The 13,898-nt window shown below is 69.4% G+C and carries 11 protein-coding genes; 5 read left to right on the plus strand and 6 right to left on the minus strand.

From position 1 onward, the window contains the following. Positions 1-440 precede the first annotated feature (440 nt). On the minus strand, positions 441-1,733 hold the full coding sequence (locus HKK72_RS01885) for an amidohydrolase family protein (protein WP_187232422.1): 1,293 nt from the start codon (positions 1,731-1,733) through the stop codon (positions 441-443). Positions 1,734-1,792: 59 nt separating this feature from the next. On the opposite strand from HKK72_RS01885, the gene HKK72_RS01890 reads away from it, so the two are divergent. Then, the gene (locus HKK72_RS01890; protein ID WP_222720184.1) at positions 1,793-2,344 is read left to right on the plus strand and encodes a MarR family winged helix-turn-helix transcriptional regulator; all 552 of its coding nucleotides are present in this window, start codon (positions 1,793-1,795) and stop codon (positions 2,342-2,344) included. Between the two features lie 9 nt (positions 2,345-2,353). Here the strand turns inward: HKK72_RS01890 and HKK72_RS01895 are convergent, their stop codons facing one another. Then, a complete protein-coding gene (locus HKK72_RS01895; protein ID WP_187232423.1) occupies positions 2,354-3,040 on the minus strand; it encodes a hypothetical protein in 687 nt (228 codons plus the stop codon). A gap of 63 nt (positions 3,041-3,103) precedes the next feature. Here HKK72_RS01895 and HKK72_RS01900 point away from each other — a divergent pair, with 63 nt between their 5' ends. Next, positions 3,104-4,909: an alkaline phosphatase D family protein gene (locus tag HKK72_RS01900; protein ID WP_222720185.1), complete on the plus strand. Its 1,806-nt coding sequence runs from the start codon at positions 3,104-3,106 to the stop codon at positions 4,907-4,909. On the opposite strand, the gene HKK72_RS01905 is transcribed toward HKK72_RS01900, so the two are convergent. Continuing rightward, positions 4,899-6,149, minus strand: a complete 1,251-nt coding sequence (locus tag HKK72_RS01905; RefSeq protein ID WP_187232424.1) for a sugar efflux transporter — start codon at positions 6,147-6,149, stop codon at positions 4,899-4,901. The two genes, HKK72_RS01900 and HKK72_RS01905, sit on opposite strands and share 11 nt — an antisense overlap. A gap of 20 nt (positions 6,150-6,169) precedes the next feature. Then, positions 6,170-6,607: a nuclear transport factor 2 family protein gene (locus HKK72_RS01910; RefSeq protein ID WP_187232425.1), complete on the minus strand. Its 438-nt coding sequence runs from the start codon at positions 6,605-6,607 to the stop codon at positions 6,170-6,172. A 138-nt stretch (positions 6,608-6,745) separates the two neighbouring features. On the opposite strand from HKK72_RS01910, the gene HKK72_RS01915 reads away from it, so the two are divergent. Next, entirely contained in the window at positions 6,746-7,981 is a 1,236-nt protein-coding gene (locus HKK72_RS01915) for a HEAT repeat domain-containing protein (RefSeq protein ID WP_187232426.1), read from the plus strand. A 129-nt stretch (positions 7,982-8,110) separates the two neighbouring features. Here the strand turns inward: HKK72_RS01915 and HKK72_RS01920 are convergent, their stop codons facing one another. Then, positions 8,111-10,261 (minus strand): DUF6351 family protein, encoded by a 2,151-nt coding sequence (locus tag HKK72_RS01920; RefSeq protein ID WP_315987015.1) that lies wholly within the window; start codon positions 10,259-10,261, stop codon positions 8,111-8,113. 131 nt (positions 10,262-10,392) lie between these two features. Here HKK72_RS01920 and HKK72_RS01925 point away from each other — a divergent pair, with 131 nt between their 5' ends. Then, positions 10,393-10,905 carry a hypothetical protein gene (locus HKK72_RS01925; protein WP_222720186.1) on the plus strand — a complete coding sequence of 171 codons (513 nt, stop codon included), beginning with the start codon at positions 10,393-10,395 and terminating at the stop codon, positions 10,903-10,905. Positions 10,906-10,921: 16 nt separating this feature from the next. On the opposite strand, the gene HKK72_RS01930 is transcribed toward HKK72_RS01925, so the two are convergent. Continuing rightward, on the minus strand, positions 10,922-11,434 hold the full coding sequence (locus HKK72_RS01930; protein WP_187232428.1) for a DUF6879 family protein: 513 nt from the start codon (positions 11,432-11,434) through the stop codon (positions 10,922-10,924). Positions 11,435-11,749: 315 nt separating this feature from the next. On the opposite strand from HKK72_RS01930, the gene HKK72_RS01935 reads away from it, so the two are divergent. Beyond that, on the plus strand, positions 11,750-13,843 hold the full coding sequence (locus tag HKK72_RS01935) for an ATP-binding protein (RefSeq protein ID WP_187232429.1): 2,094 nt from the start codon (positions 11,750-11,752) through the stop codon (positions 13,841-13,843). The last annotated feature ends 55 nt before the right edge of the window (positions 13,844-13,898 follow it).

Consider the following 13,898-nt stretch of genomic DNA (forward strand, 5'->3'; position numbering starts at 1 on the left):
TTACTCCGTACCGCTCGGTGTCACGTTCGATGTGGCGTCGGGAATATGCAATGCCGGCCGGGGCGTGGGGACTGGGTGGGGGCCGGGCTTGCGGTCGAGACGGGCTGAGGTACCGCCATCGCTACAGAGGGGCGTTTCGTGGTCCCCGTGCCGGAGCGGCTGAAGACCGCCACGGAGAGCCGGCGCGGCCGGGGCCCGCGCTGGACCGCTTCGTCGACGCGCACGCCCAGGCCCGCGGCGGCCGTGACACCCCTCCTGGCTGAGCGCCGCCCTGGAACAGTACGTCGATGGCTCTCGGGTTTGACCTTGGGGCCTGCTCGCCGCGCTGCCCTACTGGCGACTTCTCGGGCTCCGCGCCCCACTGCGGCCGGGTTTCCTCGAACGGGTGGCCGACACCATCCATCGAGTCCCGGCCGCGACCCCCGCCGCCGGCGATCCGGTCACGGCACAGCGGTGAGGTGGGCGGCCGATTCCTCGAGGCCGGACAGCACGGCGGCGATGTCGTGGTGGAGCAGCCGGCCGTCGCGCTTGACCACCCGCCCGGCGACGAGGACGGTGTCGACGCAGCCGGTGTCGGCCGACAACGCGATGGCTCCGATCGGGTCGTGTGCGGGCGCCATGGCCAGGGTGTCGGTGCGCAGGAGCACCAGGTCGGCCTGCTTGCCCGGTCGCAGCGACCCGGTGACGTCGCCGAGGCCCGCCACCTCGGCTCCCTCGATCGTGGCCATCCGCAGTGCGTCGCGGGTGGTGAAACCCATCCCGGCGCCGTCCGGGCGGGCACGCTCCAGGGCGTAGGCCGCGCGCATCAGGCTGAACATGTCCCCCGGGCCGCTCGTCACGGCGTCGGCGCTCAGGGCGATGGGCAGCCCCGCCGCACGTGCCCGGCCCGTCGCCGGGTAGCCGATGCCGAGTTCCGCCTCGACGATCGGTGAGATCGACGCGGTGCCGCCGCTGTCGGCGAGTTCTTTGAGGGCGTCGCCGGTGTAGTGGTTGGGGTGGATGTAGGTCGTCCGGGGGATGAGCAGCCCGTTCTCCCGGAGGAACGCCAGGCCCCGCTCGGCGCTCTGCACGCCATTACCGCCCATGTGCACGGTGACGGACAGGTCGAGGTCGCGGGCGAGCCGCCATTCGTGCAGGGCCGCCTCTTCCCCGGCGATCTCCGGGCCCAGCGCGCCGATCGCCATCGAGAGCAGTGGGTCGGCCGCGCCGAAGTGCCGCTTGTGCACACGGTGCCCCTCGGCCGCCAGTTCCTCCGGTCCGCCGCCCCCTCCGTAGCAGTAGCCGAGCACCGCCCGGATGCCGGCCCGCCTCAGCGCTTCGACGGTCGCCTCGGTATGGGCGGGCGTGAGCTGGATGTGCGACCAGTCCACCAGCGTCGTGATCCCGGCGTCGAGGCATTCGAGTGCTCCGGCGAGGTTGCCCGCGTACACGTCCTGCGGCCGGTAGCGCGGAGCGACCTCGCCGATGATACGGCCGAGGTATCCGGCGAAGGAGATGTCGGGGGTGAGCGAGCGGATGCCCGCCTGCCAGGTGTGCCGGTGCGTGTCGACGAAGCCGGGCAGGACGATCCGGTCGGTCGCGTCGATCAGCTCGGCGTCGCCCGGGGCGTGCAGGCCGGTTCCGACCGCGGCGATCCGGCCGTCCTCGATGAGGACGTCGGTGTGGCCGGTGACGGCGGGCATCGGGTCGGTGTCGATGACGATGCCGTTGCGGATGAGCAGTCTGGAGGTCATGGCGGTAACTTAGAAGAAAGCTTTTCAAAAAGCAATATGGATTGAAGTAGCCTGGTCGGGTGCTGGACGGTGACGCTGCGACGCGAGGCGATGGGGCGCGAGACGAAGAGACGCGGGACGAGGTCGACGCGCTCGTGCCGGGGTGGGCGGCCGAACTTCCCCCGTCCCTGGTCGCGACCCTGGAGCTGAGCAAGCGCATCTCCCGGATCGGCGGGCTCTTCGAGGAGGCGGTCCGGGCCGAGATGAGCGCACTGGGCCTGACCTACGCCGAGTTCGACGTCCTCGCGGCCCTGCACCGGGCGGGCGAGCCGTACCGGCTCAAGCCCAGCGAACTCTCCCGGTCGCTGTTACTGACCTCCGGCGGCATCAGCAACGTGCTGCAGCGACTGGCGGCGGTCGGTTACGTCGAGCGCCAGGCCGACGCGGGCGACAGGCGCAGCCGCTGGGTGCGGCTCACCGATGCGGGCCTGCGGATCACGGGGACGGCGTTGGCGGCGTCGGCCCGGGCGCACACCGAGGTCATGGCCGGTGTTCCGGACGACGCGGTACGGCGGGCGGCGGATGCTCTGCGCGAGGTGCTGTCGGTCGTCGGACGTCGGCGCGTACGCTGACCGGGCTTTTCAGCCGGCCGGGCGAAGATGCCTGCGCAGTTTCCGCACCGCGAGAATGACGACGTTCTCGAAGCGGCGTTCGTCCACGTTCTCAGGCCGGACGCCGGTGAGGACCACCCGGATCGAAGGCGTACCGATCTCGGTGCGGAGCGCCTCGTCGACTGCGGCCGCATAGGAGCGATTCGGCTCGCCGGTGAGATCGACGAACTCGTACGCGTCGGCCGGCTCGAAGTCGACGGTGATCTCCGAGGAGAAGGAGTCGCCGCGGACGTACGTGCCGGAGTCGCGGACGCGGACGCCGCGCACCGGCTCGGTCAGGGTCGGCGGCACCCGGCGGTGCAGTTCCCGCACCGCCCTGCGAGCCGCCGCGGCGAAGCCGCGTTCACTGCTGTCGATCGGGTGATGGACGAACCGGGTCAGCACCACCCGGATGGCCACCTGGTCGAGCTCCGTACGCATCGCGTCGGCGAAGACGGCCTTGTAGGAACGCAGCTCCTCGGCGTACGAGCGCGCGATGTCCGCCCATTTCCCGTCGTCGGTCGCCCACGCGGGCCTCGTGCGGACCGGCTCGCCGGTGAGGTCGATGAACTCGTACGCTTCGGCGGGCTCGAAGTCGACGGTGACGATCGCGAACGTGCTGCCACAGCCCTGCCTCCTGTCGCCGGCGTCGACCCCGGCCACCGGCTCCGTCAGCATGGGTCCGAGCGTGGCAAGCCCGGGCCGTACTGTCAAAGGCATGTGACGTTGGAGGATGGCGCCATGGCATCGGGCGCGTGGGCGACCGGTGGATGCGCTGAGGACGCCTCGGATGACGGGCGCAGCGGTCCGCTACGGCGCCTCGCCGACGACCATGCGATGCCCGCGCGCCGTGTCCGCGTACTCCGCCCCGGCCCGCCGGTCCGAGCCTTCAGCGAGGCGTCATGTCACCGCCATACCGGGGACGCCCACCGGTCGGTCGCGGCCGATGATGTGACGGCCATGACCGTGAACTCCCCTGCTCAGTCCGCCCTGAACCGCCGCCGCTTCCTCGGCGGCATCGGCGCCGTCGCCGGGCTGGCCGCCGTCAGCCAGGTGCCGCTCGAGGGCGATGCCCTCGCGGCGCCGCGCCTGCGCGGCGGCGAGTACCCGTTCAAGCTCGGCATCGCCTCGGGCGACCCGACGCCCGACGGTGTGGTGCTGTGGACCCGTCTCGTGCCCGAGCTGTTCAGCCCCGACGGCGGCATGCCGAGCCGCCGGGTGCCGGTCGACTGGCAGGTCGCCCTGGACGAGCGCATGCGGCGGGTCGTCAAGCACGGCACGGTGTCGGCCCTGCCCGAGCTGGCGCACTCGGTGCACGTCGAGGTCGAGGGGCTCGAGCCCGGACGGGAGTACTACTACCGCTTCCGCTACCGCGGTGACGTCTCCGAGGTGGGCCGCACCCGTACAGCGCCGCGCGAGCACGGCCCGCTCGGTTCGCTCAGCTTCGCGTTCGCCTCATGCCAGGACTGGACGCACGGCTTCTACTCGGCCTACCGCAGCATGGCCGAGGAGGACCTCGACCTCGTGGTCCACCTCGGCGACTACGTGTACGAGTACGGCGTGCCGGCCGACGGGGGCATGCGCAAGACGGCGACGCCCGACGTGCTGCGCGAGGGCCCGAAGGATCTCGATCGCTGGCGAATGCAGTACGCGCTGTACAAGTCCGACCCGCACCTGCAGCGTACGCACGCCCGCTTCCCGTGGCTGGTCACGTGGGACGACCACGAGGTCGAGAACGACTACGTCGGGGACTACGACGGCACCATCAGCGCGAACCGGGCCGCGGCGTACAAGGCGTGGTACGAGCACCAGCCCGTGGGCCGCCGGTCGCTGCCGCGCAAGGACGGCTCGCTCCGGCTCTACCGCCGATCCGCCTGGGGCGGCCTGGCGCAGCTCGATGTGCTCGACACGCGGCAGTACCGCACCGCGCCGCCGTGCGGCTGGGGCGAGGCGCCGGCGTGCGAAGCCGGCAACGACCCCACCAAGGGCTCGATGCTCGGCGCCACGCAGGAGAAGTGGCTGCTCGACGGGCTGCGCGACTCCAAGGCCCGCTGGAACGTCATCGCGACGAGCGTGATGATGGCGCGCCTGGACCACGACGGCCCGACCGGCGACATCATCTGGCACGACGCCTGGGACGGCTTCCCGGCCTCGCGCAAGGCCATCACCGACACGTTCGTCTCGGCGAAGGTGCGCAACCCCGTCATGGTCGCCGGGGACTGGCACTCGACGTTCGTCAACGACATCAAGAGCGACTTCGACCGGCCCGAGTCCCGTGTCGTGGCGACCGAGTTCGTCGGCACCTCCATCAGCACCAACGGCGACGACGAGGTCTACGGGCCGTACTACGGGCCGATGATGAAGTGGAACCCGCACATCAAGTTCTTCGACGGTGACCGCCGCGGCTACGTCACCTGCAGGCTGAACTCCCGCGAGTGGCGTACGGACCTGCGGATGGTGCCCACGGTCAGCCGGGCCGACGCCGCCGCGACGACATTCGCCTCCTTCAAGATCGAGGACCGCAGGCCGGGGGCCGTCAGGGTCTGAAGCGCGAAGCACGTGCCCGGAGTCCCGAACGGGGACTCCGGGAACGGCTTCCGGGCCGGGTCGTCAGCAGCATCAGCAGGCCGGTCGCGCACAGGCCCGTCCCCATGCCGTACGCGAGCCGGTAGCCGAAGTGCTGGGCCAGACCGAGCAGCGGACCGGCCAGGATCGCACCGATCGTGTAGGAGTTCGTGAACAGCGTCGTGGCCCGGCCGGGCTGCCGCGGCAGCATGTCCTGCATGTAGGAGATGCCCAGACTGGTCACCGCCGCGATGAAGGCCGCGTTGACGATCTGCGCGACGGCGAGCGTCCAGACCTCCGACGCCACCGTGGCCAGCACGTTGTACGCGACGCCGCAGCCCGCGCCGGCGAGCACCAGGGTGCGCAGCCGGATCCGGGTCGTCAGCGCGCCGAGGCCGAGCATCAACGGAATCTCCAGCGCGGCGCAGAGCCCCAGAATTAGGCCTGCGTCGCCTGCGTCGCCGCCCAGGTCGGTGCTGATGAACAGCGGGAGCGCCTGTAGGCCCAGGGTCAGCGGACACTGCAGGAGCGTGAACGCGGCCGTGGTCAGCAGTAGCGTCCAGCGCGATGCCTCGTGCGCTTCGCGCGCGTCGGGGGCGTCGGGGTCGGACTCGTCGCATGAGGCGGCCGGCGCCGCAGGCGCTTCGATCTCGCTGAGCCAGAAGATCGCCACCAGCCCGGCGACCGCGTACATCGCGGCGGCCATCCCGTAGACGTACGCGAAGCCGCCGGCGTCCAGCAGGAACGCGGCCAGCGGCGGCCCGGCCACCCAGGCCAGCGAGAAGACGGTCCGCAGGGTGGTGATGCCCATGGCGGCCCGGTCGGAGCCGTCGCGGGCCAGGACCTGACGGGCGTATGCGAACGTCTGCGGAAACAACGCCCCGGCCAGCGCCGTCGCGGTCACCGTCAACGCGAGGAGGATCCAGTAGTCGCGCACGAACGCGGTCAGGGCCATGCCGACCAGGCCCGCGACGGACGTACCGACCAACAGGGCCCGGCGGATCGGCCGCCGGTCGGACAGCCGCCCGATCAGCGTCGATGCGACGACCCCGGCGAGCGGCGCGACGATCAGGAACACGGTGACCCGCACCGGGCCGGCGTGCACGGCCGTGCTCAGGAACAGCGAGAGGAACGGCACGACCACGGCCGTGGAGATGCCGACGGCGAGGGAGACCAGGCCGAGGGGAAGCAGCGCACGGCCGAGGCGCCGGCGAGTACCCACCGCAGGAGGGTACCGATCGATCAGCGGTGTGTCCCCGCCTCGGCCAGCGCCTCCGCGACCGTCAGGCTGTCCTCGTAGACGTCGTAGTGCGTGATCAGGCCTTCGTCGACGGTGAGGTGCAGGGCGAACGGGGACGCGTACTCCCTGCCGGTGGCTCTGACCGTCTGGCGGATCTCCCCCAGCACGACCGCGTCCGCCCCATCGACCAGGATGTGCGTCACCGACGTGGCGTTCTTCTCCGGAACGTGGAAGGCGTCGAGAGCACGGAAGTGATCGGCGACGTCGGCACGGCTCGAGCGCGGCCGGATCCACGGCACCGCCGGATGGCCCTCCGCCGGCCAGCTCAACTGCCAGCGGACCGCTTCGGCGAACAACTCGGCCAGGCGGTCGTGGTCGCCCGCGCCGATGCGGTTCAGGAATTCTTCCACGGTGCGGCGCGTGATCGGGTCTGTGCTCATGGGTCACCTCTCGAAGCCTTGGCCTTGTCGACCGAAAGTCTCGCGGGGTGGAGGTAGGGGCGTCGATTACCTCCGACGTCATGGGCCGCGCCCCCTGATCACCGGCCGATGTCGGCCGTGGCTGCCACACTGCTCGCCATGATCGATGGCGATGTGCTCGAAGGGCTCGACGCGGTCCGCTGGGCGGAGCTGCGGCACGCCTACGGTTTCGCTGAGGACGTTCCCGGATTGCTGCGTGCGCTGCGCTCGGACTCGTCCGACGAACGCGAACGCGCGTTGGGCGAGTTGTACGGCAACATCTTCCACCAGGGCAACCGGTACGAGGCGGCGGCCTACGCGGTGCCGTTCCTGGCCCGGCTGGCCCTCGACCCCGCGACGCCGGAACGGGCCGAAGTGGTCTACCTGCTCGCCGCGCTGGCGATCGGATACGACGAGAGCCACCTGCCGGCCGGGGTCGACGTCACCGGCTGGCGGGCCCAGCTCGAGCGGGTCCGCTCCATGGAGCCCGAGGACCAGCGCCGCGAGCTCGACAGGTGGATGGTGCCGGACGTCGACGAGGAGGAACGGCGGGATCGGATCGCGCGTTGGGCGATGTACGACCCGGCCGAGGTGCTGCGGTCCATGCACGCTCAGCTCGACGTCTACGACGCCGTCCGCGCCGAGGTACCCGAGCTGCGCGGGCTCGTCGCCCACGGCGCCCCGGAGATCCGGGCGGCCGCGGTGTACCTGCTGGCCTGGTTCCCGGAGGAGGCTGCGGCTTCGACCGTCGCGCTGCGCGAACTGCTCCAAGGCGAGACGGTCACCGGCATCACCGCCGGCGCGATCGTGTCGGCCGCGCTGCTGTCGGACCAGGAGCTCGTTCCACGGCTGCGCGAGCACCTCGCCGGATCCGAGCCGCTGCTGCGCTGGGCCGCGGCGGTCGCTCTCGCGCGGCTCGACGTCCTCGACTCCGCCGTGATCGAGGCGCTGGCGGCGGCCAGCGCCGATCCGCCGGAGCCGGGTCCTGGACCCCAGGTGGGCTTCCTGCAGGGCGACCTGCGCGCCTACGCCACGCAGACCTTGGCCGCGCTGGCCGGCCGGGTGCCTCAGGCGGCGGTCGACGCCGTGCTGACGGGCCTGTCACGCAGCTCGGAGGTCGCGGCGTTCGCGATGGCCGAGGCGGCTCTCCGGCTGACGTTCCCGGCGGGCGCGCTGAGTCCGCTGCCGCCGTTCGAGGAGCTCACCGAGCCGCAGCGGCGGGTCGTACGGGTCCTGGCCGAGCTCGGACCGGAGACCTGGCGCTGGGTCAACTTCACGTCGATCATGCGGGACTGGAATCTGCCGGCCGAACAGCCGGAGTGCCGGGCCTACGCGGGCCTCGACGCGCCGAACTGACGCGGCCGGCGTGATCGGTTCGGTCCGGGTGGTCGCCCGGCTCGTGTCTTCACCGGCCGAGGCGATCAGCGGCCGAGACGGTCAGCGGCCGGGGCGGTCAGCGGCCGGGGCGCTCAGTGGCCGGGGCGCTCAGTGGCCGAACGACAGCCACGTGCCGGCGAGGCCCTGCTGTTCGATCCCCGGCGCCGACCAGTCGCACACGCCGCCGGGGAAGGCCGCCCGCAGCCGCCCGGCCTGTTCGGTCGTCAGGGGCACCCCGTACTCCGCCGGGTCGACCGGGCGGAGCCGGCACTTGACGATGTCGCCGGCCATCGGACCGCCGGCCACCAGCCGCGGTGAGGCCCACACCGGGTACAGCGTGTTGCACGTCGTCGCGGCGTTGCCCGCGACCTGCGGCTCCGCCACCTTCCGCGGTCGCGCCTCGCGCGTCCAGCACGCGTCGGTGAGGTCGCCCGGCTTGGCGCGCACGATCCGGTCGATCGGGCTGCCCGGCCGTCCGTCGGAGGCGAGTGCGGTGAGCCACTGGTCCATCTGCGTCAGCGCGTGCGCGAGCACCGGGCTGGCCGAGGAGAACCCGCCGTACCGGTCGTCCTCGACCAGCATGACCTGGTTGGCGTACGTGCCGTTCGCCTTCTCCAGCCGCTCGCGGGTCGCGAACGACTGGAACCGCATGTGGATGTCGCCCTGCGGCTGGTCCTCGGTGTACGCGCGATAGTCGATCATCGGCATGCGCGCGAGGCCGGCGCCGCCGTTGAGCAGCCGCCCGCTCCGGTACGCCGCCCGGGTGGCCGCCAGGTCGGCAGTCGTGCGCTTCCCGACATGGTTCGCGTCGGCGTCGAAACCGCCGATCCGCTCGTTGAGGTCGAGGAACTGGTCGACGCTGATCGCCTTGTCGCGCAGGGCCCGCAGGCCGTACTGGATGCCGGTGTTGTCGAGCGGCCGCAGAGCGAATCCGGTCCGTGGATCACGGCCGTACACGTTCGCGGTCTGGTCGTACACGTCGCACCGGGCGCCGGTCGGGTTCGCGACGGGATCGTAGCGAAGCTCCGCCGGCAACCGGGCGGGGCAGAAGATCCGCGGGTCGATCCGGCCGCCTCGTTCCGCCATGTCGGCGATGCTCTCCCATCTCCCGAAGCCGGAGACGGCCCGTTGCTGCTCCTTGCCGAGAGCACCGGGCGCCACCTCGCGGAAGTAGTGGTCGAGCAGGCGCGCGTCGCTGATCGTGTTCACCGTGCTGAACCCGACGTCCGGAAAGCTGCATCCCGAGACGATGCCGTCGAGCAGGCCCGGATAGTTGTCGCCGATCTGGTGCGTCTGGTACGAACCGCCGGAGCAACCCCAGCCGATGGTGAACGCGGGTGGCCCGTACGCCTCGACGAAGCGCTCCTTCACCATGCTCATGGTCTCGGCCGCCAGCAGGTCGTCGCAGTTGTTGCCGAACACGTTGAGCGACGACGACGCCACGGCATACCCCTGGCGGAGCATCACGTCGTCCATCACACCGCCGGTGGCCCGGCCCTGGACGTACCATCCGCCGGGGCAGCCGCCGCCGAAGGTGTAGATCAGCCGGCCGTTCCATCCGGCGGAGCGCCGCCACGGATCCGGCGCCGGGGTGCCGGGCTCGTGCAGCATCGACATCTCGTAGACGGCCCGGTTGATTGTCCCGGTCTCGACCCGCACGATGTACGGAACCCGGCGCCCGGCGCTCGTCGTGGTCCAGGCGAGATCGGGCGGACGGCGCTCGCCGTCGCGGAGCGGCGCGAACCGCCCCGCAGTGGTGCGGTAGACGTGGTCGACGCGGGTGGCGACCGAGCACTCGGCGTCGACCGGTGCGCCCAGCCTGCTCCCGGTCACCGTCGTGAACGCCGCCGTGTCGCAGATGAACGGTCGCTCGTGCGGCCCGGCGAACACCGGTCCCGTCACGGGATGATTGTCGAGTACGAGCCTCGCGGGCGGCACGCCGCGCGTCGTCGCGGTGAGGACATTGCGCCCGAGTCGCATGCCCTCGACGACGCCCTCCAGGGCACGACCGCCGTCGACGCTCCGGAAGCTCTTGGTCACCTCTGTTCCGTCGCGCATCACCCGTACGTCGCCGGCGGAGACGCGGTCGGGGATCCGGACGCGGACCAGTGCGTCACCTGCGGAGACGACCTCCGGACGCGACGACAGCACGGACAGCGCCAGGCGATCGGCCCGTCCCGCGATGTGCGCGGTCACGGGACCCCAGGCGAGGACCGCCGTGGTGACCAGGACGACCGCAGGCAGTGGGGCGTATCGCACCGCGTATCTCATGTCTTGCTCTGCATCTCCGGAGGATCAGCGCACCAGGGTCGCTTGTGTGCGAAATGGTGTCACACGTGGCTCGGCCGAACGGTGTGATGTCGAGCCGGTACACCTGGCAGGGTGGGGGGATGTCCACCTCACATTGGCCCGAATGGGCCGACGCCCTGGCGGCCATGAACGAACGGGACCGCGCGGCAGCGGTCGCTCTGCGAGACCGCTTCGCCGAACTCGGGGAAACCGAGCCGGAGCATGCCGCCTACTCCGAGATCACCGAGAACATCCCGCAGCTGGCGCGTTTCCTGGCGCTTCGCCACATCTGGCCGCGACTGATCGACAACTGGACCGACCCCGGCGCGCTGGAGCGTGTTCCGGCGGCTCGTCGGCTGCTCGCCGCGGGAGCCGACCGCGACGACCTGGCCCGGGTCGCGCGATCGGCGGCATATGACACGGCGTTCGCGCTGCTCTACAGCCTCTCGGCCGACGGTCGTGACTACGAGGCGCCCGAAGACACCCCGGGCTGGGTCCTGATGGAGACGACGCCGGAAGACGAGCTCACCGGCCGAATGGTCCAGGCGCTGCACGAAGATCTGGTGACGATGGACCCCTCAGGCCGAGATGGTGCGGACTTCCTCTTCGAATGAACGGCGACGGGGCGGCTCAGACCGGATGATAATCCTTGTGATCGATCGCCCGTCCCCATACGGCTTCGAAGGCGGATACGCAGAGCTTGACGACGGCCGGATCGGTGACGATCTCGTCGTTCAGGTACCTACCGTCGCCGGCGAAGTAGCCGAAGCGAACCCGATCCTGATCGAACACCCAGAAATCGTTACCGGGCAGCGCCAGGTCAGAGGCACGGCGGCGAGGCAGCCAGCGCACGTGCTCACCACTTGCGATGTTGAGATCCTCGGTGAGCTCGTATTCATGTCGGATGAAGTCTGTGATCGGTTCGGAGACGACACGAGCCCGTCGCACCTCAACGCCACGAGAGGTCGTGGCGGTCATCAGGTCAAACCAATCTCGCCACCTTTCGGCAGCATCGACCTTGATCCCGGCTTTCCAGTCAAGATATACGGGATCACCCGGCGTGTACATGTCACGCATTTCCAGGTGCATAGCTGACTGCTTGCACCCGGCGAACATCTCATCGAAGGCCGGATTCTCCGTCACTGCATGCCTCCTGGATGATTGCTCGCATACGTGCCGGAAGTCGAACGACTTTCCGGAGCGGTAGCGTGCGGAGGATACGCGACAAGACTCGCTTGGCATTGTGGGTAGGTCAAGAGCCCCTGCGACCTATGTCTTTTTGCGCGCCATGGCCGGTGGTTTAGTCTAAGGCTACTGGCATCGCTGAAGGATAGAGGGTTCCATGACCAGGGCTATCGACACCGCTGGGTCCGAGCGCACAGCACGTATCAGCTGACAAGTATGCATATGGCTGAGCGATCGAGTAGCGCAAATACGTTTTCCGGACAGGCTAAAACTGTGGTGCAGGCCGGTGCTGTACACGGTGGCATCAACCTGCACGTTGCGACGCCTTCGCCGCGGGTTCCACACCAGCTACCGCTGATACCTTCCGGTTTCGTTAATCGTGAGAACAATCTCCGCCAACTCGACGCGCTGCTCACGGAAATCTTCACGGGTGCTGAGGATCACCTGTCCTCGGCGATCGTATCGGCGGTGGGCGGCGCTCCTGGAGTAGGTAAGACCGCACTCGCTGTGCGTTGGGCGCATCAGGTTCGTCACAAGTTCCCAGACGGGGAGCTCTACATCGACATGCACGGCTATGGGCCGGGGCTGCCTCTCCCGCCGGAACGAGCCTTGGATGCCTTCCTCAGAGCTCTGGATGCGCCCCCCGACTGGATTCCTGATGATGTGGAAGCCCGCGCGGCATTGTTCAGATCAATGCTCGATGGGAAACGTGTGCTCGTGCTGATCGACAATGCGTCCTCGTCCGCACAGGTCCGCCAGTTGCTTCCTGCGTCACGTCATTGCTGTGTCGTGGTCACGAGCCGGAGTACGCTCGCCGGTTTGGTCGCGAGGGAGGGAGTAGTGCGCGTGACACTGGACACTCTGTCGCCCGAGGAATCGGTCCGACTTCTGTCCGAGGTGATAGGGCGCGCCAGGATCGATGCTGAGTCGTCCAGCGCGCTGCGGGTTGCTGAACTGTGCGGTCATCTACCGCTTGCTCTAAGGGTGGTAGCCGAGCGTGCGGCCAGCCGGTCCGAACTTTCCATGGCGGAGCTGGCCGCAGAACTGGCGAGTGAACAGAGCCGCCTCGACGCGCTGAGTTTGAACGAAGACCAGCTCAGCGATGTGCGCGCGGTTTTCTCATGGTCTTATCAGGCCTTGATGCCGGAGCTGCAGCAGGCCTTTCGAAGGCTTGGTCTGCATGCGGGTGCTGAGATCGGAACCGAGGCCGCCGCAGCCCTGATCGGGATTGGTATACCCGTCGCGCGTCGGCGATTGAGGGCACTCGCCGACGCGCATCTGCTCCAGGAGACGAAACCTGACCGCTTCCGCCTGCACGACCTCCTGAGATCGTATTCATTGGAGCGGGCGCATGCGGACGAGACACAGGAAGAACGGACCCAAGCGGTGCGGCGAGTGCTGAGCTGGTATCTCCTCACCGCTGACGCTGCCAGACGGGCCGCATTGCCATACTCCCCCTCCGTGCCGTTGGTGCCGGCAGGTGGGATCCAGTTCACCGATGCGTTCCCCGACGGTCCAGCGGCGATGCGCTGGTTCGAGGCAGAACGGCCGAATGTGATGGCCGCGGTCAGGCAGGCGGCCGAGTTGGGACAGTACGACATCGCCTGGAAGCTTCCGATGGCATCGACCGGGCTCTTTGAGATCCATTCCTACTACGCTGACTGGGAGGAGAATCACCGCATCGGACTGAAGGCGGCGCTCACCGTCGGAGATCCGCTCGGTGAAGCGCTCAACCGGAACATGCTCGGTGACGCCGCTTGGCGGCTCGGCCGATGGGACGACGCCACAGAGGCGTACGAACGTGCCGCTCAACTTGCCCGTGATCTTTCCGTGGGTTGGCTTCAGGGGTTCGCGCTACGAGGACTGGGACTGATTCAGGAGGCGCAGGGCAACTTCGATAGGGCGGCCGAACTCTTCGACGCGGCGCTGTCGGTCTTCCGGGGGGCGGACTTCCGACGGGGCGAAGGGATGTCGTTGCTCAGCCTCGGGAAGTGCGCTCGTGCCCTTGATGACCTGCCCCGAGCGGTTACGTACGGCGCGGAGGCCGTGGCGATTTTCGAGGACATCCAGGACACCTGGACCGTCGCATTCGGCAGGCTCGCATTGGCCGAAAGCCTCGCCGGCCTTGGCCGTGGAGCAGAGGCGACCGCGCAGTTCCAGCAAGCGGCCGAGGTTTTCCGCGGCTTCGGAGATGGGCGCAGTGAGGTACTCGCACTTGTGCCACTCGGCGAGGTGTTCCACGAGATGGAGGAGCTTGGCGCGGCGCGCGAGTGCTGGCGCCGTGCCGCTGAGCTCCTGGAAGCTCAGCGCGACCCGAAGGCGGAGGAGATCTGGGCACGGCTCGCCAGCGTGGACTCGGATGGATAGCGTCGCACAGTGGCCCGAGGGTCTTCCGCGTGCAAACCTTTGCGATCATGAAGCC

Origin of the sequence: Actinomadura sp. HBU206391, from assembly GCF_014323665.1 — a bacterium.
Classification (GTDB): Bacteria; Actinomycetota; Actinomycetes; order Streptosporangiales; family Streptosporangiaceae; genus Actinomadura_C.

Coding starts and splice junctions, on each gene's coding strand:
- HKK72_RS01925 (WP_222720186.1), top strand. CDS start 10,393: ATGTCCACCTCACATTGGCCCGAATGGGCCGACGCCCTGGCGGCCATG.
- HKK72_RS01910 (WP_187232425.1), bottom strand. CDS start 6,607: ATGAGCACAGACCCGATCACGCGCCGCACCGTGGAAGAATTCCTGAAC.
- HKK72_RS01900 (WP_222720185.1), top strand. CDS start 3,104: ATGGCATCGGGCGCGTGGGCGACCGGTGGATGCGCTGAGGACGCCTCG.
- HKK72_RS01915 (WP_187232426.1), top strand. CDS start 6,746: ATGATCGATGGCGATGTGCTCGAAGGGCTCGACGCGGTCCGCTGGGCG.
- HKK72_RS01885 (WP_187232422.1), bottom strand. CDS start 1,733: ATGACCTCCAGACTGCTCATCCGCAACGGCATCGTCATCGACACCGAC.
- HKK72_RS01895 (WP_187232423.1), bottom strand. CDS start 3,040: ATGCTGACGGAGCCGGTGGCCGGGGTCGACGCCGGCGACAGGAGGCAG.